Origin of the sequence: Methylotuvimicrobium sp. KM1, from assembly GCF_044788715.1 — a bacterium.
Classification (GTDB): Bacteria; Pseudomonadota; Gammaproteobacteria; order Methylococcales; family Methylomonadaceae; genus Methylotuvimicrobium.
The window spans coordinates 1336601-1356913 of the sequence record NZ_CP173170.1 but is presented as its reverse complement, the minus strand read 5'-3'; the positions used below and the strand labels follow the sequence as shown (position 1 = coordinate 1356913).

Sequence of the window (20313 nt, the reverse complement as noted above, 5' to 3'; positions counted from 1 at the left end):
ACTTGGTAAACATATGACATTTACAAAAGAAGAGGCTCTCGAGTTCATAGTGGACTGAAATTACACGACAGAAAAAAACATCGGCATAACAAGCGTGAACTTCCGTAGTTGCTTATTGGCAAAAGTCAAACGCACTAATTACTCCATTTTGACCGAAAAAACGTCTAGCAATGGGAAGGCGTGGAGTATGCATAGCAAGAATGTCGGCAGCAGAGAGCTACCGCCTAGCCCCCATGGACGGGTTCACTGCGTTCCTAGATAGGCATACCCCATTACCAAACAATCTTGAACGATTATTCAGTAAGATGGTAGTAGTTGAATTAGCCAATTCACAGCTAACCGACTCAATACCAAAATATTCATGATGGCGTTGCTGCAATTGATTAAGCCCCCGTCCCGCCTTACGGAATACTTTAATAAGATATTGTGCCCTATGCCGAAAGGGAGACCTTCAGGAATTCAGCCAATAATAGGTCCTACCCGTTAACATAAGACCATGTTGTATTGACCTCGTCCAAACGGACTCAAACCGCCAAGCCAGCGACTATGTTCGAGCCGAATTGGACTGTTTAAACCGGCACATGCCCGAAATTGGTGGTTTCGCCAAGTCCAATAGTCGCAGAGATAATCGCTTTCGCCATCTTGGCGCCGTTTGCAGGCTTGCTCAGAAAATGACTCAACTCATTATCATCAATCCGGTCAATTATCCGTTTGACCTGCTCCGCTTGGAGGATTTCTTTGCTGAGTAAAACGGTTCCACCTGTTTGTATCGAAAAGCCATCAAAATCGATCAGATGCCCAGCCAGAATCATTCCCTGACGAACGGTTTTAGCCAATTGATGATCGACAAGCCGGTAAATCACCTTACTGAATACATCCACAACTTTTAAGGAATCGGTGCCGTTCGTTTCTTCCACCTGATAAATCGCATAATGCGCTTGACTCATACGGCGTAGTAATTCCAATTCATATGAGTCGGCTTCTTTGTTGAATAGGCGCAAGAATTTCTCCGCCATATTGAAGCCGTGTGGACGAAAAGCGTAAATTGCATAATCGGTAAACAAGTCCATTTCGGTTTCGTTTTGAACCATCAAGGCCTTTTGATGCCAAATCCCCAGATGCTTGCCGCAGGTTTTAATATCGTCTTTCGTGAGCTTTCTGAAAATCTTGCCGTTCAAACCCATCCCTCGATGACGTATCTCAGGATAATTGGCTGGAGTAAAAGTTAAGTCGGTCATAAGCTATTGAATGACGGTAAATAAATAGACGGAGTTTATTCTTAACAGGTCGTTTCGTTTTTTCCGAACCGATACCGCCCCACCGGGAGGCTATAAAAAAGTTGGTCAAAAAAGGACCTAATTGTTTTTCTACCTCGTACAACAAAAACCCTTCGTTTTCTGGCCAGGGTTTTATCTAGCATTCTTCAAATAAATAACAAAAGATACTTGCCAACATCTCTTGATGATTTTTGATATCCAAATTGACTTTGTTATTTAAGAGGAGAAAACGTCATGAACGAGCCGCCTTTAGTTTATTTTCGACCAAAAACTGCTGCTGAATATTTGGGCATTAGTATCGCAACCTTTTGGCGTCTAGTCGCCAAAGGCAAAATTCCGACTGCGAAGATAAGTCCGAGAGCAACTGTATGTAAAAAAGAAGATCTTGACGCTTTAGTTAATTTTGAACTTTAACAGTTCTAAAACGGAAAAAAGAATCTTTAATCAATCACATTTCAACTTGATCAATTTGAGAGAAATGGACTTACCTGCTAATTTCAGAGTTTCGGCATGCTGCCACTTAAATTCATCAGGGCTTGATTTTGCCTGACTTACAACTATTCTGCACAAAGCGACATTGAACGCGACATTATTGAAGTTTTTGGCAATAAAAAAGGCTTAGTATTTCTACTAAGCCTTTGATTTATTTGGCTCCCCCGGACGGGCTCGAACCGCCGACCTAGTGATTAACAGTCACCCGCTCTACCGACTGAGCTACAGGGGATTAATTCGGTATGTTCAAATGGCGCGCCCGGAGAGATTCGAACTCCCGACCGCTCGGTTCGTAGCCGAGTACTCTATCCAGCTGAGCTACGGGCGCCTTATTGAGCCGTCTATTTTCTTTTTTTTTAACTTTCTTGTCAACTTTTTATTTTAAAAAATAATCGATTTTAAAATCGATGGCGGAGAGTGAGGGATTCGAACCCTCGATGGGAGATAAAGCCCATACTCCCTTAGCAGGGGAGCGCCTTCAGCCTCTCGGCCAACTCTCCAAAACTGCGTTAGGCTATTCGGAATCGCTATTGTCTGAAGATTCCGATTGTTCCTTTTTAATTCTTTCGTAAATCTCTTCTCGATGAACCGAGACTTCTTTTGGCGCATTTACACCGATGCGAACCTGATTTCCTTTGACCCCAAGAACAGTGACGGTCACCTCGTCACCAATCATCAAAGTCTCCCCTACCCGACGAGTCAAGATAAGCATGGCTTCTCCCTATATTGTATGTAATTTCTACTGCTTTTCATGCAGTAACCAACCAAGAGCGATATTCTACCAGGTTTTATTGATAAATAAAACTAACTTTCTACCGGCTCTCTATCCAGCTCGAAGGCCGAGTGCAAGGCTCTGACCGCCAATTCCAGATATTTTTCATCAACGACGACCGAAATCTTAATTTCCGAGGTCGAGATCATTCTAATATTAATACCTTCGTCTGCCAAGGCTTTAAACATCGTGCTGGCGATTCCGGCATGCGAACGCATGCCGACGCCGACGATCGATATTTTGACGATTTTGACATCTCCGGTGACGGCCTTGGCTCCTAATTCGGCGCAAATCGAATCAAGCAACTCTTTGGCTTTTTCGTAATCGTTACGATGCACCGTGAAGGTAAAGTCGGTCGTCTCGTCGCCGGCGATATTTTGAATGATCATGTCGACTTCGATATTGGCATCGGCGATCGGTCCCAAAATTTTATAGGCGACACCAGGCAAATCGGGTACACCGGTAATCGTTAGCTTCGCTTCGTCCCGATTAAATGCAATTCCTGAAATTAAAGCTTGTTCCATTTGATCGTCCTCATAGGTAATTAACGTACCTTTGCCCTCTGTAAATGATGATAAAACCCTCAGCGGCACATTGTATTTGCCGGCAAACTCGACCGATCGGATTTGCAAGACCTTCGAGCCCAGGCTTGCCATTTCTAGCATTTCCTCGAAAGTAATCTTTTCCAATCGCCTAGCATTCGGCTCGACCCGCGGATCGGTCGTATAGACACCGTCGACGTCGGTAAATATACAACACTCATCGGCTTTCAAGGCCGCCGCCAATGCAACTGCCGTCGTATCCGAACCGCCGCGCCCTAAGGTGGTAATATTTCCCTTCTCATCGACACCTTGGAAGCCGGCAACGACAACCACGCGTCCCGCTGTCAGATCCTCGCGCATTCTTTTATCGTCGATATTGATAATTCTGGCCTTGGTATGGCTGCTATCGGTTAGTATTTTGACTTGACCGCCGGTATAGGAGCAGGCTGGACAACCCAGCTCATGCAAGGCCATGCTCAATAAAGACGTCGTCACCTGCTCGCCGGTCGACAATAAAACATCCATCTCTCGGGAGTTCGGATATTTCTGGATTTCATTCGCCAAAGCAATCAATCGATTCGTTTCGCCGCTCATTGCGGAGACGACGATAACCAATTGATCCCCTTGGTCATGAACTTTTTTTACTTTTTCCGCTACCGCTTTGATTCGCTCCACAGAACCAACCGATGTTCCACCGAATTTATATACGAATAATCCCATTATTCAATAACCTTTAAAATAAGCGCCGAGTTGTTCCCGAACCCATTGCGCAACTGAGTTGAGCGCCTCCGGCAATGCCGCCGGGTTATTACCTCCCGCTTGAGCCATATCGGGTCGGCCGCCGCCTTTACCACCGACTTGCGTAGCTACTACATTGACCAAATCACCGGCTTTGATTTTAGAAACCAGATCTTTCGATACTCCCGCAATAAGGCTGACTTTATCGTCTTTGACGGTCGCAAGCACAACTGCGGAACTGCCAAGCTTATTGCGCAATTGATCAAGCATGTCGCGGAGCGCTTTCGGATCGCTATCATCGATTTTAGCTGCCAAGACCTTTATTCCTTCGATCTCGACCGCCTGACTGCTCAGTTCGCCGCCGGCAGAACTGGCTAATTTCGCTTTCAAACGTTCCAATTCTTTTTCCAATTGCTTATTTTTTTCCAGCAATTGCTCGACCTTATCGGCCGCCTTTTCCGGCGCGCTTTTCAAGCATCCCGCGATGATCGCCAAGGCCTTATCGCGACTGTCGATCCAATCCAATGCGGCACTGCCGGTAACGGCTTCGATCCTTCTGACGCCCGCTGCGACACCGGTTTCACCGATGATCTTGAACAAACCGATATCGCCGGCCCGATCGACATGTGTGCCGCCGCACAGTTCGGTGGAAAAGCCGCCGATTCTAAGCACTCTGACTTCGTCGCCGTATTTTTCGCCGAACAAAGCCATTGCCCCGGCTTGCATCGCCTCTTCCTTGGCCATGACTTCTGCCAATACCGGCTCGTTCAAACGGATCTGTTCGTTGACCAATCGCTCGATCACGGCGATTTGCTCGGGCGTCACCGGCTCGAAATGAGAAAAGTCGAAACGCAGGCGTTCGGCATTCACTAAGGAGCCTTTCTGCGCAACATGATCGCCTAAGACTTCACGCAAGGCCGCATGCAATAGATGTGTCGCAGAATGGTTCAACTCGGTCGCTTTACGTTTGATCTTATCGACGCTTGCGGTACAGTTTTCACCCACCGACAAACTTCCCGACAACAGCTTGCCGCGATGCAAGAACAAGTCGCCGCCTTGCTTTTGCGTATTGACGACTTCGAATACGCCTTGCTCGGTCGAAATGCGCCCGCAGTCGCCGACTTGTCCGCCGGACTCGCCATAAAACGGCGTTTTTTCCAAGACGACAATGCCTTCATCGCCTTCGTTTAAGCTTTCTACCGCTTCGCCTTCCATAAACAAGCCGATGATCTTGGTGCTGTCTTCAAGATATTGATAGCCGGTGAATTCGGTTTGACCGTCCAGTTTTAGGGTTTGATTGTAATCGGCGCCGAAACTGCTTGCCGCCCGCGCCCGATTGCGCTGTTCGGCCATTTCGGTCTCGAAGCCGGCGTGATCGATCGTCAACTGATGTTCGCGCGCGAAATCGGCGGTCAAATCGACTGGGAATCCGTAGGTGTCGTATAACTGAAACACGATATTTCCGGGTATCGTCGAACCTTCCAGCTTGGCCACGCAAGCCTCCAGAATCTTCATCCCTTGCTCGAGTGTTTCGGCAAAGCGCTCTTCTTCTTTTTTTAGTACACGCTCGACTTGTTCTTGAGCATTTTTCAATTCGGGGTAAGCCTCGCCCATTTGCTCGACAAGCGGCGCTACCAATTGATAAAAGAAAACTTCACGGATACCTAAACGATAACCGTGTCGAATAGCTCTTCGGATAATCCGTCGTAGCACATAGCCCCGCCCTTCGTTAGACGGCAAGACACCATCCACGATCAAAAACGCGCAGGAGCGTATATGGTCGGCGATCACGCGTAACGAACTCTTGTTCAGGTCCTCGATGCCGGCCAGTTTTGCGGCCGCTTTCAGCAAGCCTTGAAATAAATCGATTTCGTAATTGCTATGCACGCCCTGCATGACTGCGGCGATTCGCTCCAGGCCCATGCCGGTATCGACCGACGGCTTCGGCAATGCATGCAGATTGCCTTCACTGTCACGATCGTATTGCATGAACACCAGGTTCCAGATTTCGATGAAGCGATCGCCATCCTCGTCCGGCGATCCCGGCGGCCCACCAGGAATCGATTCGCCGTGGTCATAGAAAATTTCGCTGCATGGGCCGCAAGGTCCAATATCGCCCATCGCCCAAAAGTTGTCTTTGGAGCCGATACGGGAAAAACGCTTCGGATCGGCACCGACGTCTTCCAGCCAGATTTTTTCGGCTTCGGAATCTTCATCGAAAACCGTCACCCATAATTTTTCAGCCGGAATGCCTAATTCTTTGGTCAAAAAATCCCAGGCCAAGTGTATTGCATCCTGTTTGAAATAATCACCGAAACTGAAGTTTCCGAGCATTTCAAAAAATGTATGATGCCTCGCCGTATAACCGACATTTTCCAAGTCGTTATGCTTGCCGCCGGCACGAACGCAACGCTGACTGGTCGCGGCACGCGTGTAGTCGCGATGCTCTCGGCCGAGGAACACATCTTTGAATTGCACCATACCGGCATTGGTAAACAACAATGTCGGGTCGTTACCCGGAACCAGCGAACTGGAGGGTTGGATGGAATGTCCGCGTTGGCGAAAAAAATCCAGGAATGCGGAACGCAATTCCGAACTGCTCATGTTTTTCATCATCTTCGAATACTAAATGTTCTTGGAATTACTTAACCCAGCTTTAACAAGTGTAGTGACCAGGACTATAGAATTAAATATTATCATTTATTTTTCAATGCCTTACCATCTCCAAATGTTAAAGCTGGGTTAATTTTAATGTTCAAGTGTTCGGGCAAAACGGCGATCATGCCACCGGAAAACCCTCGTTGCAATAAAAACCGGCTTCGTTTACTCCATTCCGACAACGTTATCGCATCTTCTTGCCGATATTTTTTTCGATACACCTCTAGCAAAACATTTAACCAACTACCCGCTGTTTCCGTAACGGTTTCTTGCAAATCAAAGTTTTCTACTCCTAATTGCCGAAGCTCATAATCGATACGATTCGGGCCGAAGCCCTTTTCGATTCGTTGACGCGCGTAGCATTCGGCAAAACGGCTATCGCTCAGCCAATCTTGCTCGACCAAATTGTCAAGTACGCGCTCTATCCGATCGTTATCGAATCCTCTCGATAACAATTTGTTTTTCAATTCCAGACGACTGTGTTCGCGACGCGCCAACAATCGTAAACATACATCTTTAATCGACTTAAGCTCGGCGTCCATGCTACTCCCTTTATACTCAAAAAATAATAGCTGGCTTTATGAAGGCATGAGGCGTGACAGCCCCCTCAGTAATTCGCCCAATTTTATTTTTCCGGAAGAACCTCTTCATCGGCTTTTTCAGCCGGCACGCGCAACGCAGCAAAAGCTTCGGCTCTGATTTTCGCTTCGATATCCGCCGCTTTTTCGGGATGCTCTTTCAAAAACTGTTTAACATTATCCTTGCCTTGCCCGATTTTTTCATCGTTGTAGCTATACCATGAACCGGCCTTTTGTATAAAACCGTAAGACACGCCTAAGTCTACTAATTCTCCATAAAAGGACACGCCTTCACCATAAAGAATCTCGAATTCAGCCTGTTTGAAAGGGGGCGCTACTTTGTTTTTAACGACCTTGACGCGGGTTTCGTTGCCGATCACTTCGTCGCCTTTTTTAACCGAGCCGATACGTCGAATATCCAAGCGCACCGAAGCATAGAATTTTAAGGCATTGCCGCCTGTCGTCGTTTCCGGACTGCCGAACATGACGCCGATTTTCATACGAATCTGATTGATGAAAATCACCAAGGTATTCGAACGCTTGATATTAGCGGTCAACTTTCTGAGCGCCTGAGACATCAAGCGGGCTTGCAAGCCCATATGCGAATCGCCCATATCCCCTTCGATTTCGGCTTTCGGGGTGAGCGCCGCAACCGAATCGACGACGACGATATCGACTGCTCCGGAACGAACCAGCATATCGGTAATTTCGAGCGCCTGCTCACCGGTGTCGGGTTGAGAAACCAATAAATCGTCGACGTTGACGCCGATCTTTTCGGCATAACCGGGATCGAGCGCATGCTCGGCATCGACGAACGCGGCGGTTCCGCCCAGTTTTTGCATTTGCGCGATAACCGATAAAGTCAATGTGGTTTTACCTGACGACTCCGGGCCGTAAATTTCAATCACCCTTCCACGCGGCAAACCTCCGCATCCTAAAGCAATATCCAAGGATAAAGAACCGGTCGAGACAACCTGGATATCTCGAGAAGCAGCCACATCGCCCATGCGCATCACCGAGCCTTTGCCGAATTGTTTTTCGATCTGTATCAGCGCCGCACCCAACGCTTTTTTCTTGTTCTCATCCATTTATATTGCCCTCATTAAAACTGGTTTCTGGTTTCTATTTCGAAAACTCTCTGCGCCTAAATGTCTTCTATTAGGCGTTCGCTGTTTCTTTCCAAAAGTAAAATTCATACTATACCTTTCGCACTTCAAATTTCGGCAGTGCCTAAGGAGGCATCGGGTGCCGGCAAAGGCTTTGCCTACATGGATGTATCCACCCAGCCCCTAAATTCCATAGCCCATCGGTCATGGTTAATAGTCTTACTAATTTAGGGTTGGGTCCTTTGACGGGCCACCGGTGCCGAATTTTGATCTACGATGGGTATAAATTTAAAAAAACCACCTATCCGATCTTTGCCACTGGAAGGAGCGGTATTACTAGTCATCGTCTTTCAATTAAGCGATAACAGCCATCGCTAAAAAGGGCTTATTATGACATAGCGTATTTTATTTGGCATAGCTAATGTGCCTCATTCAATTTAAATGACTTAGGAACGAGCATGAAATAAGCTAGGCAACCGACGCCACGATTTTTATTCGTATTCAAGGCGCGAACGATACTTTGCAACTAAGGGTTTCGTAACAAATAACTTCTCGATTATTCATCGTTCCTATGCTCTGCGTGGGAATGCATCCCGGGGACGCTCTGCGTCACCAGAGGTCGATAATACAAGTTAGAGCTAACGAATACACTCTCTACAGTTCCTCAATCCAACGACCCACCGCAGTCGACGCGGAGCGTCTAAAGCGGCATTCCCACGCAGAGAACTCATCGTTATACATAAGTCAAAAATTACCGTTTTGCAATCTTAGCTAATGAGTCTTCGATACCATTTATTGTTACTTAACACTTTCGACCTCGAGATCGCGATCAGGGGATCGCTCCCACAGAGCATCCGCCCCCTTGTGGGAGCGACGCCTTCGTCGCGATTTCGAAGCCACTGATGTTCAATATCCGCAGATTTATCAAACAGCACCGTTTCCAGGTCTACGATGACCTCTGTTTAGCAAGTTTACCGATACTTGTGTATAACGGTGAGCGCAGAGCATGGGAACGATAAACTTGTGGGATGTGCACAAGCCGTCAGAAACATTTAGGGACGTTATTTTTTACCGCATCCTAACGCCTTTCTTAGACCGCCATCTCCTCATTCAATCTCAGTGCCGGTTTCATGGTTGCACCCCAACCTTTTACAGCCCCGGCCCAACAATGAATCAATCAGGCTTAATATCCGATTTATCTTTTGACTTTTCAATCAATTGATTCATTTCTTCTCTAGGCAAATAATCCAAATCCCAATGACTGGTATAGTTTTCTTTTAAGCGCCTTCTGCCCGGATGTAATGCCTTCGACTCAGCGCGACAAGTTACCGCGGCGGTTTGTGACGACTCTTCGGGCAACTCATTATCTATGTCACCGCTATAATGGTTTAATCGTGCAAAAACCGTTTGTTTGATGCTGTCGAACAGATGACTCATATCCTCTACTCCTAGCTTTTTACCGAATTTAACGCAGTAGTCATGGAAACTAAAATTTGTCTTATAGTTTATCGCGCACTGCGTTATAAGCAAATCCTAGTAATTTACTAGGAAATACAGACTCCAATCATTGTTCGATAGCTAAAACCGAACCGTCTTTCTTATTTGTCGGTCAACATTTCTAAAGCCAAGATCGCCATTTTTTTCGACCCTTCTCCGCTGCCTAGCGTATTTTTAATTCCAATCAAATCGGACTTTACTCCATCGTAATAAGCTCGATCGCTCAATAGCTTGACGATTTCATCGGCAATATTTTTCGCGTTAGCTTCGTGCTGTATCAATTCTTTTACCACCGCCTTACCCGCAACGATATTGGGCAAACCGATAAAAGGAGTTTTCACTAACAACCTTCCGAGCCAGTAAGTCAATTCGGATAGTTTGTAAACGATGACCATTGGTACCTGTAGTAACGCAATTTCCAGCGTAGCGGTTCCTGAACTCGTCATAATCGCCGTACAACATTGAACCGCATCATAGGTTTCGTTTTTAATAACCTTAATTGCCAACTCGGAACGATCGAGATATGACCGAAGTAGTTCGTCGCTGACACTTTGGGCTTGCGGCAAAATAAATTGCGCACTGGGCACAAGGGAAAGCACAATCGACGCGGTGTCCAGCATCACCGGCAGCAATCGTTCAATTTCTTGTTTTCTGCTGCCGGGCATCAACCCAATGACGGGGCGCTCGCCGTCTAGGCCGAAACGCTCCAAATCTTCATGTTTCGTGTAGCGAGGATGCACTTTGTCGATCGACGGATGTCCGACATAACTTACCGGCACGTTCTCCGCTTCATAATAGGCTGTTTCGAATGGAAAAATCACCGCCATCCTATCGATCACTCGACCGTATTGCTTAACTCGCCCAGGACGCCAAGCCCAAACTTGAGGACTTACATAAAACAACACTTTAACGCCGATGCTTTTGGCAAATTTGGCCAATTTGAAATTGAATTCCTTATAATCGACGCAAACCAGCAAATCGGGCCGTTCGTCAACCAATAAACGTTGCATTTGCTTTAAGGCTTGCCGGATTTCCCGGTAATGCTTAAGCACTTCAACAACGCCGATCACCCCGATATTCGACGAATCGCAGCGGATATCGATTCCGGCTTCGCGCATCGCCGCACCGCCCATGCCAAGTCCTTCGATGCCGGGATGCAGGCGCTTCAATTCGAGAAACATATGCGCAGCATGACGGTCGCCGGAGGATTCGCCGGCGCTGAGCATGACCTTAAAAGGCTGGGAAGTTGTCAAAAGCAGGTCTCTCAGCGATTGATCAAGCCGTCAGCACGGAGCGAATCACGCCGACGATGGTTTCGATGTTTTCATCCGACAAATTCGGACAAATCGGCAGCGCCATGCAGCTCGCGGCAACCGATTCGGTCACAGGCAAAGATACATCGGCATAGGCTTCTTTGAAGACATTTTGCCGGTGCAAGGGCACCGGATAATAGATCGCACAGCCGATTTGCTTATCTTGCAAGGCTTTCAACACGTCATCGCGCCGATCGCATAATAATGTGTATTGATGATAGACATGCTCGCCTAAGCCGTCTTCATAAGGCACGGTCAACGGCAAATCGGCCATCAATTTCGAATACAAGTGCGCGGCGCGGCGGCGGCCTTGATTATATTGTTCGATGCGTTTCAATTTGACGCGCAGAATCACGGCCTGCATGTCGTCGAGCCGGCTGTTATAGCCGATCACATCGTGATAATAGCGCACATCGGAGCCGTGATTGCGCAGCATTTTGACTTTCGCGGCAGTCTCGTCCGAATTCGTCGTGACCAGGCCTCCGTCGCCGAATGCACCGAGATTTTTGCTCGGAAAAAAGCTAAAACCGGCCGCATTACCGATACTGCCGGTTTGTTTACCATCGATGCGAGCGCCGAACGATTGCGCGCAATCTTCAATCAATTTTAGATTGTGCTTGCCGCAAATTTCTTTAATTCTTGCCATATCGGCCGGCTGTCCGAACAAATGTACCGGCATCACGGCCTTGGTTTTCGGCGTGATCGCCTGCTCGATCGCTTCCGGGTCGATATTGAAGGTGCGCGGATCGATATCGACGAAGACCGGTTTTGCGCCGACATAGCAAATCGCCTCGGCCGTGGCAATGAATGTGAAAGCCGTCGTAATCACTTCATCGCCGGCGCCGATGCCTTCGGCAGCTAACGCCAAATGCAGCGCATCGGTTCCTGAAGCCACGCCGATGGCATGCTTGACCCCCAAATAATCGGCCGCTTCCTTCTCGAAGCCTTGAACATTCGGCCCCAATATGAAGGAACAATTTTCAATCGTTTGCGCAAGCCCTTGCTCGATTTCATCTTTGATTTCGGCATATTGGGCCTTCAAATTTACCATAGGGATCATGTCGATTAACGCCTCTTCGTAGAACTATAATTTTTTTTAACTTGAATCGCTCAGGCCGAATAGACCGGACAAAAATCTGCGCGCCTCTGTACGCACATCTTACTGTGAAAGTTCGCAGTTTTGCATTCCTTATCTAATTTTTCGATATGAAAAAACAATGTCGGTTCCGAGGAGGGTGCGGTTGCTCGACCGACAGGTGTCGGCGGCAGGGAGCCGCCGTCGAGCCTACATGGACGTATTTACGGCGTCCTGTCGGGCGAGTGACCGCACCCTCTGCCACCAGAGAACTTTTATTTGCCGGGACGATAGGCCTTCATGAACGTTACTGTTATTTACTCAACGCCTTGGAAATTTCCAATGCTGTCGCCAATGCGCGTCTACCAGCCTCACCCGGTACCAGCGGATTGCTTCCTGAACGAATACAATTGACGAAATGTTTGATTTCTTCAAGCAGCGCATCGCCGTTTTCGAACACCGACTCTTCGGTCAATATCTCAGGGATTCCTGGGAACATTTCTTTTGGTCCCGTTTTGTGCTTGGTTAGCACCCGATTTTGGAAATCGACCGATATATAAGAACTCGGTCTGAACATACGCATTTTACGTTCCATTTTCATACTAATCCGGCTGGCCGTAACATTGGCGACGCAACCGCTCTTAAACACCAACCTGGCATTGGCGATATCGATATCGGAAGTCAAAACCGACGTACCGCTCGCATCGATTCGCTCGACTTCGGAATCGACCAAAGCCAAAATAATATCGATGTCGTGAATCATTAAATCCAGTACGACGCTAACATCGTTGGCGCGCGGATTGAATGGAGACAAGCGGTGCGATTCGATAAATAGCGGTTTTTCCTCCGCCTGCCCAAGACCTAGTACAGCCGGGTTAAAGCGTTCCAGATGACCGACTTGCAGAATGACTTTGTTGCGCTCGGCAATGGCGATTAAGTCATCGGCTTCATCGACTGTCACGGTAATCGGCTTTTCGACCAACACATGCGCACCAGCCTCGAGAAAATCTTTGGCAACCCGATGATGCAAGGTCGTCGGCACAACGATACTGACCGCATCGACCTGACCCAACAAAGACTGATATTTGGTCAAGGCCCTTGCACCATGTTTTTCAGCGACATTACGCGCGGCCGTTTCGTTGATATCGACGACTGCCGTCAATTCGCAGTCGGGCAGCGCTGCATATTTCTCGGCATGAAACTTACCGAGATAACCGGTTCCAATAACCGCACATTTTAATTTTTTCATAGTGCCAACTAAAATTCTCATCAGACAGCAACGCTACCGCAGACTTCGCGTTCCTGTGAATTATCTAAATGATGCATTGTAGACTATTCCATATAATCCATGAAACGGACTTTTACAAAGCATCGAGCGGGATGCTTCAGACAGAAGATTCATAGCGAACATTCGACGCACGATACATCAAAACGGTCACATTGCGGTCACATCTGCGTTATATTGTAGCCGTGAACCTGAAAAATGAGTTGAATCTCTGTTTCCTGAAATTTTCGGACAACCCTAAACCTTAGGAGAAACTCTATGAGCACTGATGAATCATTATCTGTTTCCGGCCCTCTCGATGCCGAAGAATTAAGAAAAATCGATGCTTGGTGGCGCGCCTGCAATTATTTGTCGGTCGGCATGATTTATCTCCGAGCCAATCCTCTCCTGAAAGAACCCTTGTCGACCGAACACGTCAAACATCGTTTATTAGGCCACTGGGGAGCCAGTCCCGCGTTGTCGTTTGCCTGGGCGCATCTCAATCGTTTGATCAAACGTGACGAGCTCGATGTGATTTTTATCGCCGGTCCCGGTCATGGAGCCCCCGGCGTTTTAGGGCCAAGTTACTTGGAAGGCACTTATTCCGAGGTCTATCCCGATAAAAGCGAAGACACGGAAGGCATGCGTAAATTCTTCAAACAATTTTCCTTTCCGGGCCAGATCGGCTCACATGTCACGCCGGAAACGCCCGGCTCGATCCATGAAGGCGGCGAATTGGGCTACAGTCTCGCACATGCCTACGGCGCGGCGTTCGACAATCCGGATTTGATCGTCGCCTGTGTGGTCGGCGACGGCGAAGCGGAAACGGGGCCATTGGCGACTGCTTGGCATTCGAATAAATTTTTGAATCCGATTCGCGACGGCGCGGTCTTGCCCATCCTCAATCTGAATGGCTACAAAATCGCCAATCCGACAATCCTTGCCCGTATCAGTCACGAAGAACTGGAGGCCATGTTTATCGGTTATGGTTATCGGCCCTATTTCGTCGAAGGAAGTGATCCGGCCGAAATGCATCAAAAAATGGCTTCTGTCGTGGATGAAGCCATCGCCGAAATCAAAACCATTCAAAAGTCCGCCCGAGAAAGCGGAATCGCAGAGCGTCCGCGTTGGCCGATGATCGTGTTACGGTCCCCGAAAGGCTGGTCCGGACCGAAAACAATCAACGGCCATCAATCCGAAGGCTCGTGGCGATCTCATCAAGTGCCTTTTGCCGACGCAGGCACCAGTTCGTCCGGCTTGCGCTTACTAGAGGAATGGCTACAAAGCTATCGACCGGAAGAGCTATTCGACGACAACGGCCGCCTAGTGGAAGAACTCAAAGAACTTTCTCCACAAGGCCAGCGCCGAATGAGCGCCAATCTTCACGCCAACGGCGGCTTATTGCGCAAGGCGCTCAAATTACCCGACTTTCGCGACTATGCGGTCGAAGTCAACCGGCTCGGCCAAACCGAGCACGAAAACACCAAGCCGCTGGGCGAATTTTTACGGGACGTTCTCAAAAACAACATGAACAATTTCCGGATTTTCGGCCCGGACGAAACCGCATCGAACCGCTTGCAAGCAGTCTATGGCGCTTCTAAAAAGACTTGGATGGCGGATTTTTTACCCGAAGACGAAGACGGCGGCGAATTGAGCCGGGACGGGCGCGTCATGGAAATGCTCTCCGAACATACCCTGGTCGGATGGCTCGAAGGTTACTTGTTGACCGGACGACACGGCTTTTTCCATACTTACGAAGCCTTCGCCCATGTCGTCGATTCGATGTTCAACCAACATGCAAAATGGCTCGACACCAGCAAAAACCATGTGCCATGGCGAGCGAAGGTGTCTTCGCAAAATATCTTGTTGTCATCGACCGTGTGGCGCCAGGATCATAACGGATTCTCACATCAAGACCCCGGCTTCATCGATCTGGTTACGAACAAAAGCCCGTCGGTAACCCGCGTTTATTTGCCGCCCGATGCAAACACCCTGCTGTCGGTCGCCGATCATTGCCTGCGCTCGACCGACTATATCAACGTCATTGTCGCGGACAAGCAAAAACATCTTCAGTTTTTGACGATTGAAGAAGCCGTTGTCCATTGCACCAAGGGCGTCGGTCTATGGGAACGCGCCAGCAACGACCAGGGTGAAATCCCGGACTTAGTCATGGCTTGCTGCGGCGATGTCGCAACCCTAGAAGCGCTGGCGGCCACGGCCATTTTGCGCGAACACTTGCCCGATCTTAAAGTCCGCTTTGTCAATGTGGTCGATTTATTCAAATTACAACCGAATACCGAGCACCCCCACGGCTTGAGTCATCGCGAATTCGACAGCCTATTCACGGTCGATAAGCCGGTGATTTTTAATTTCCACGGCTATCCCTGGTTGATCCATAAACTGGCCTATCGCTTCAAGAACCATGAAAATCTGCATGTGCGCGGCTATAAGGAGCGCGGCAATATCAATACGCCGATGGAGCTTGCGATTCTGAACGAAGTTGATCGCTTCAATTTAGTCATCGATGTGATCGATCGGGTTCCGAAATTGCAAATCAGAGCGGCCCATCTCAAGGAGCTCATGAAAAACGAAATCATCGAGAATCTTCGTTATGCGCATCAACACGGCACCGATAAACCCGAAATCACCGGTTGGCAATGGCCGTTTTAATAGAAACGGCAAATGTCTATATTTTTGATTTTTATTTGTAAAACGGCGTTCACCAAAATCATTTTAAGGATATGACGATACCAAAGGGCAACATTCTCGTTATCAACAGCGGCAGTTCCTCAATCAAGTATCGATTGATTGCTCTGCCGCAAGAACAGGTACTGGCAGACGGCTTGCTGGAACGCATCGGAGAACAGGAAAGCCGGATCATTCATAAAACCGCCGGCGACTCGGGTCGTTTAAATGAAATCAAGCAGTCGGTCGCCGCTGCCGATCATCACCAAGCCTTTAAGGCAGTCTTCGAGATTTTGGGCGGAAATTGCTCGGTCGATGCAATAGGCCACCGCGTCGTGCATGGCGGCGATCGGTTTTCCGGTCCTGCCTTCGTCGATGACGATACGATCGAGTCGATACGCGCGCTCTGCCGAATAGCGCCGCTGCATAATCCGGTTAACTTGCTTGGCATCGAGAGTTGCTTGGCTCATTTCCCGGGCGTCCCTCAGGTGGCGGTATTCGATACGGCATTTCACCAAACGATGCCGCCTCACGCCTATCGTTATGCGATTCCGGAAACATGGTACAGCGATTACGGCATACGCCGATTCGGTTTTCATGGCACCTCTCATCATTATGTGGCGAGACGAGCCGCCGAATTTATCGGTAAACCTTTCGATTGCAGCCATCTGATTACTTTGCATTTGGGCAATGGCGCAAGCGCAACGGCGATTGCAAACGGCCGCTCCGTCGACACGTCGATGGGGTTTACACCATTGGAAGGCTTAGTGATGGGCACGCGTAGCGGCGATTTGGACCCGGCGATACCGCTATTTGTCGAACAAACCGAAAATACCGAGGCGAACGTTATCGACCGGGCCTTGAACCGCGAATCCGGATTAAAAGGTTTGTGCGGCACCAACGACTTAAGAACCGTGCTCGAACAAACAAATGCAGGCGATGAAAGAGCCCGCTTGGCTCTCGATCTGTATTGCTATCGAATCAAGAAATATATTGGCTCTTACTACGCGGTACTCGGCGAAGTCGACGCTCTGGTTTTTACCGGCGGCGTCGGCGAAAACGCGGCCGAAGTACGCCGTTTAGCGTGCGAAGGCTTGTCGCGTATGGGCATCGCCATTGATGAAGCGGCCAATAGCGGCGTGACCGGAGCTATCGCCGAAATCGGGCATGCGGAAAGTCGAACCCGTATTCTAGTCATTAAAACTGACGAAGAATTGCAAATTGCCCGAGAAACCATGGCTGTGCTTGATAAAGATCAGACATAAAAAACAATGCCCTAAGGAAAATTGAACGAGCGAGTCGGAGTTGATTGAGGTTGTATCGGTCTCAGCAAGCTCTTGCCCTGAGCCCTTCGGCTCTCCTGAGCTTAGCCGAAGGGCTCAGGGCGAACGGAAAAGTCCTTAACTTGATGGCAGTAAATCTTAGCCAATGAGTCTTCGATACCATTTATTGCTACTTAACACGCTCGACTTCGAAATCGCGATCAGGGGATCGCTCCCACAAAGGACCCCATCCACCTTTCCTCTTTCCTCTTTCCTCTTTCCCCTTTAACCTTAATTAAACATCTCCCCATAACCCTCCCGATAAGTCGGGTATTTAAACCGGAATCCCAAGGTCTTCAAGCGACTATTCCGACATCGTTTATTTTGATCCGGAACATTATCGGCAGGTTTTGCAATCGGCGGTTGGCTGTTCATTTGTTGAGCGAGCCATGAAATCACGTCCCACATTGGCGCGGGATTGTCGTCACTGGCCAAATAAAGATTGTCGAGACGTTCTCCTTCAACGTGCTTTTTCATTAAAAAAGCCAACACAGCTGCGCAATCATATTGGTGAATTCGGTTCGTGTAATAAGGCGGGTCGGCTTGAATGGCGGCTTGCCGTGACGCCATTTGTAAAAGGCGTTCTCTACCCGGGCCGTAAATACCGGAAAACCGCACGATGACCGCGCTGGGATCATGCTCCAAGAGCGTTTGCTCGGCCTTACGGATGATTTGCCCGGTTACGGTATTCGGCTGGGCATCCGAAGATTCATCCACCCATTCCCCGGCTGTTTGCCCGTAAACGCCGGTGGATGAAACAAAAAACCATTGCGGCATGCGGCCGTCGGCTTTAAATCGTTGTATCAGATTGTTTAATGCCGTATCGAAAACGGCACGATAGGCTTCAGCATCGCGTCCGCCGGGCGTTGGTAAGTAAAGTACCTGATCGAAATCGCAATCGAGCCGTTCGAGATCTTCCGGCCGAGTCAGGTCGGCTTTGAGAAAACGGGCTCCACCGGCATCGCTTAAAGGTGGATTTCTTTTAAGGCCGAAAACTTGATAATGCTTACTATCGAGAATCGAGGCGAGCCTAGCGCCAATATCGCCGTATCCGGCAATCAGTAATTTTGTCATCATTTTTCACTTCGAAATGAATGCAGAAAAAGCCAAAGCCGGTAGAAAAGCATAATAGCTATCATAGCCAGACCGCCGAATAAAAAATCTTGGTGTTTTTCGGCTAGCTGACGGATTTGCTCGATCAAGGCCATATCCGTTTCACGATACAAAATAAAACTGCCCAGTCCCAAAACGAACAAGCCAAAGACCGGTTTTAGATATCGGCCGTCGATTTTGCTGGAAGCAAAGCTACCGATTAGACTACCGAGTATTGCAAAACCAGCGAACAATGCAGTTAATTCCACATCGAGATGCATGTGATCGGCATGCCCCGCCAACGCTGCGCCGGCTTGCAGCACGATGATGAATAAGGAAGTGCCGATCGCGGCGTGCATCGGCAGACCGGCCAAAAAGTTCAATGCCGGAACCAGTAAAAAGCCGCCGCCGACGCCAACCAAGCCGGTCACGAACCCAACCAAAAATCCGTCGAACAAAATCGCCATGACCGGCAAATGAATCGGGCAAAGGTTTTTCGTGGCATCGGCCTCCTCTACGGCAGTTTCGGATGCCACGCGCTTTCCCCTTAACATTGAAAACGAAGCAGCAATCATCACGACAGCAAACAGGACCAACAAAATCGGATCGGGAATAAAAGCGGAACTGCGCCCGCCCAAAAATGCGCCGGCCATACCGGCCGCACCGAACGTGAATCCGGTTTTCCAGCACACGAACCCATGCCGAGCATGATTGATTACCGCAATGATGCTAGTCAAACCGACCACGACCAAAGAAGTGACGATCGCCTCTTTTGCCTCCAAACCGGCAAAGTAAACCAGCACCGGCACGGTCAAAATTGAACCGCCGCCGCCCAACAAACCGAGCAGAATACCGATCAGTGTCGCCAGCGCGATCAGCAAATACATGATTAGCCCTGCCGAATCAAAGCATCCCTGCCCGGTTGACCGCAGGCCTGATTGGCCGGTAGCGCTTCATCGATATACTTAGGGTACGGTAAATCCAGATTATGCATAATTGTGATGAACTCGGCCTTGCTTTTGCCTGCGCCGAGCCGGGCATTCGAATCGATCTCCTGGCGTATCGTCGAAATGGTTTTACCGTTGTAATCATGACCGGGAAATACCAGCGTGTCGGGCGGCAACGAAAACAATTTTTTAGTAATACTGTCGTACAGGGTAGCAGCATCGCCTTCCTGAAAATCCGTGCGTCCGCAGCCGTTGATAAGCAAAGCATCGCCGGTAAATACTCGGTCGCCGATAACATAACTGACACAACCTGAAGTATGGCCGGGCGTATGCAAAACTTTGATTTCGATATCGCCGACCTGCAATTCCACACCGTCGGTAACGAGTAAATCTGCGCACATCGCTCCGGCATCGCGATGCACGATGCTTTTGCTGCCCACCCTATCTCTCAACAAGCCGGCCGCTGTAATATGGTCGGCATGAACGTGTGTTTCAAGGGTGTTGATCAGCGTTAAATCCAAATCGCCCAATAATTCCATGTACATATCGGCTTCGCTTTCGACCGAATCGATAATAATGGCTTTTCGGGTACGTTCGCAACCCAACAAATAGCTGTAGGTAAAGGTATCGGGTTCAAAAAGTTGTCTAAAAATCATGGCGAGTCTCCGAAGCAATGAGTCAGTCTATAATTAAATGCTAATATTGATTGTACGGAATGCGCTCTTGAAAGTGAAGCATTGTTAACCCTAGAAAAAGCATTTCACCATGAAGATCATGAAGAATAAGAAGTTAATTCAATAGCTTGCTATGCCTTTGCAAAACATTTTTGCAATCCTTAAGGGTTATGCGAAGTCTGTAGATAACGTAATTTAAATAAATTATGCACTTCATGTGCTTCATAGTTAATCTAGGTGCTGGGTGAATGCAGATTTTGCATTACGCCATGGATGGCGTG

At 48.5% G+C, this 20313-nt stretch carries 16 protein-coding genes and 3 tRNA genes; 3 read left to right on the top strand and 16 right to left on the bottom strand.

Features of this window, described 5'->3' with window-relative positions; genetic code table 11:
• Positions 1 to 569 precede the first annotated feature (569 nt).
• A complete protein-coding gene (locus tag ACINK7_RS05815) occupies positions 570 to 1238 on the bottom strand; it encodes a hypothetical protein (protein ID WP_404360367.1) in 669 nt (222 codons plus the stop codon).
• A gap of 273 nt (positions 1239 to 1511) precedes the next feature.
• On the opposite strand from ACINK7_RS05815, the gene ACINK7_RS05810 reads away from it, so the two are divergent.
• Complete coding sequence (locus ACINK7_RS05810; RefSeq protein ID WP_404360366.1) at positions 1512 to 1691, top strand: helix-turn-helix transcriptional regulator; 180 nt, start codon at positions 1512 to 1514, stop codon at positions 1689 to 1691.
• Between the two features lie 234 nt (positions 1692 to 1925).
• Here ACINK7_RS05810 and ACINK7_RS05805 read toward each other — a convergent pair.
• The 12 genes from ACINK7_RS05805 to ACINK7_RS05750 all read right to left on the bottom strand — a co-directional run bounded on the left by ACINK7_RS05805 (position 1926) and on the right by ACINK7_RS05750 (position 13297).
• Positions 1926 to 2001 (bottom strand) — tRNA-Asn (locus ACINK7_RS05805).
• A gap of 19 nt (positions 2002 to 2020) precedes the next feature.
• Positions 2021 to 2097, bottom strand: a tRNA-Arg gene (locus ACINK7_RS05800).
• An 80-nt stretch (positions 2098 to 2177) separates the two neighbouring features.
• Positions 2178 to 2269 (bottom strand) — tRNA-Ser (locus tag ACINK7_RS05795).
• Positions 2270 to 2283: 14 nt separating this feature from the next.
• Positions 2284 to 2481 carry a carbon storage regulator CsrA gene (gene csrA / locus ACINK7_RS05790; protein ID WP_404360365.1) on the bottom strand — a complete coding sequence of 66 codons (198 nt, stop codon included), beginning with the start codon at positions 2479 to 2481 and terminating at the stop codon, positions 2284 to 2286.
• A 92-nt stretch (positions 2482 to 2573) separates the two neighbouring features.
• Positions 2574 to 3803 (bottom strand): aspartate kinase, encoded by a 1230-nt coding sequence (locus ACINK7_RS05785; RefSeq protein WP_404360364.1) that lies wholly within the window; start codon positions 3801 to 3803, stop codon positions 2574 to 2576.
• 3 nt (positions 3804 to 3806) lie between these two features.
• Positions 3807 to 6425, bottom strand: a complete 2619-nt coding sequence (gene alaS, locus ACINK7_RS05780; RefSeq protein ID WP_404360363.1) for an alanine--tRNA ligase — start codon at positions 6423 to 6425, stop codon at positions 3807 to 3809.
• A gap of 92 nt (positions 6426 to 6517) precedes the next feature.
• On the bottom strand, positions 6518 to 7021 hold the full coding sequence (locus ACINK7_RS05775) for a regulatory protein RecX (RefSeq protein ID WP_404360362.1): 504 nt from the start codon (positions 7019 to 7021) through the stop codon (positions 6518 to 6520).
• 83 nt (positions 7022 to 7104) lie between these two features.
• Entirely contained in the window at positions 7105 to 8145 is a 1041-nt protein-coding gene (recA, locus tag ACINK7_RS05770) for a recombinase RecA (RefSeq protein WP_404360361.1), read from the bottom strand.
• Between the two features lie 1191 nt (positions 8146 to 9336).
• A complete protein-coding gene (locus ACINK7_RS05765) occupies positions 9337 to 9600 on the bottom strand; it encodes a hypothetical protein (RefSeq protein ID WP_404360359.1) in 264 nt (87 codons plus the stop codon).
• Between the two features lie 161 nt (positions 9601 to 9761).
• A complete protein-coding gene (lpxB, locus tag ACINK7_RS05760) occupies positions 9762 to 10913 on the bottom strand; it encodes a lipid-A-disaccharide synthase (RefSeq protein WP_404360358.1) in 1152 nt (383 codons plus the stop codon).
• Positions 10914 to 10935: 22 nt separating this feature from the next.
• Positions 10936 to 12033: a DegT/DnrJ/EryC1/StrS family aminotransferase gene (locus ACINK7_RS05755; protein WP_404360357.1), complete on the bottom strand. Its 1098-nt coding sequence runs from the start codon at positions 12031 to 12033 to the stop codon at positions 10936 to 10938.
• A gap of 328 nt (positions 12034 to 12361) precedes the next feature.
• Positions 12362 to 13297 (bottom strand): Gfo/Idh/MocA family oxidoreductase, encoded by a 936-nt coding sequence (locus ACINK7_RS05750; RefSeq protein ID WP_404360356.1) that lies wholly within the window; start codon positions 13295 to 13297, stop codon positions 12362 to 12364.
• Between the two features lie 294 nt (positions 13298 to 13591).
• Here ACINK7_RS05750 and ACINK7_RS05745 point away from each other — a divergent pair, with 294 nt between their 5' ends.
• Both ACINK7_RS05745 and ACINK7_RS05740 read left to right on the top strand, forming a co-directional pair.
• Positions 13592 to 15982 carry a phosphoketolase gene (locus ACINK7_RS05745; RefSeq protein ID WP_404360355.1) on the top strand — a complete coding sequence of 797 codons (2391 nt, stop codon included), beginning with the start codon at positions 13592 to 13594 and terminating at the stop codon, positions 15980 to 15982.
• Between the two features lie 71 nt (positions 15983 to 16053).
• Positions 16054 to 17262, top strand: coding sequence for an acetate/propionate family kinase (locus ACINK7_RS05740; protein ID WP_404360354.1), 1209 nt, complete (start codon positions 16054 to 16056; stop codon positions 17260 to 17262).
• Between the two features lie 288 nt (positions 17263 to 17550).
• On the opposite strand, the gene ACINK7_RS05735 is transcribed toward ACINK7_RS05740, so the two are convergent.
• From ACINK7_RS05735 to ACINK7_RS05725, 3 genes are read right to left on the bottom strand one after another with little or no spacing between them, the layout of a single operon-like run.
• A complete protein-coding gene (locus ACINK7_RS05735) occupies positions 17551 to 18396 on the bottom strand; it encodes a sugar nucleotide-binding protein (RefSeq protein ID WP_404360353.1) in 846 nt (281 codons plus the stop codon).
• Positions 18393 to 19298 carry a sulfite exporter TauE/SafE family protein gene (locus ACINK7_RS05730; protein ID WP_404360352.1) on the bottom strand — a complete coding sequence of 302 codons (906 nt, stop codon included), beginning with the start codon at positions 19296 to 19298 and terminating at the stop codon, positions 18393 to 18395. Before ACINK7_RS05730 ends, ACINK7_RS05735 begins: the two co-directional genes overlap by 4 nt.
• A 2-nt stretch (positions 19299 to 19300) precedes the next feature.
• A complete protein-coding gene (locus tag ACINK7_RS05725; protein ID WP_404360351.1) occupies positions 19301 to 20014 on the bottom strand; it encodes an MBL fold metallo-hydrolase in 714 nt (237 codons plus the stop codon).
• Between the last annotated feature and the right edge of the window lie 299 nt (positions 20015 to 20313).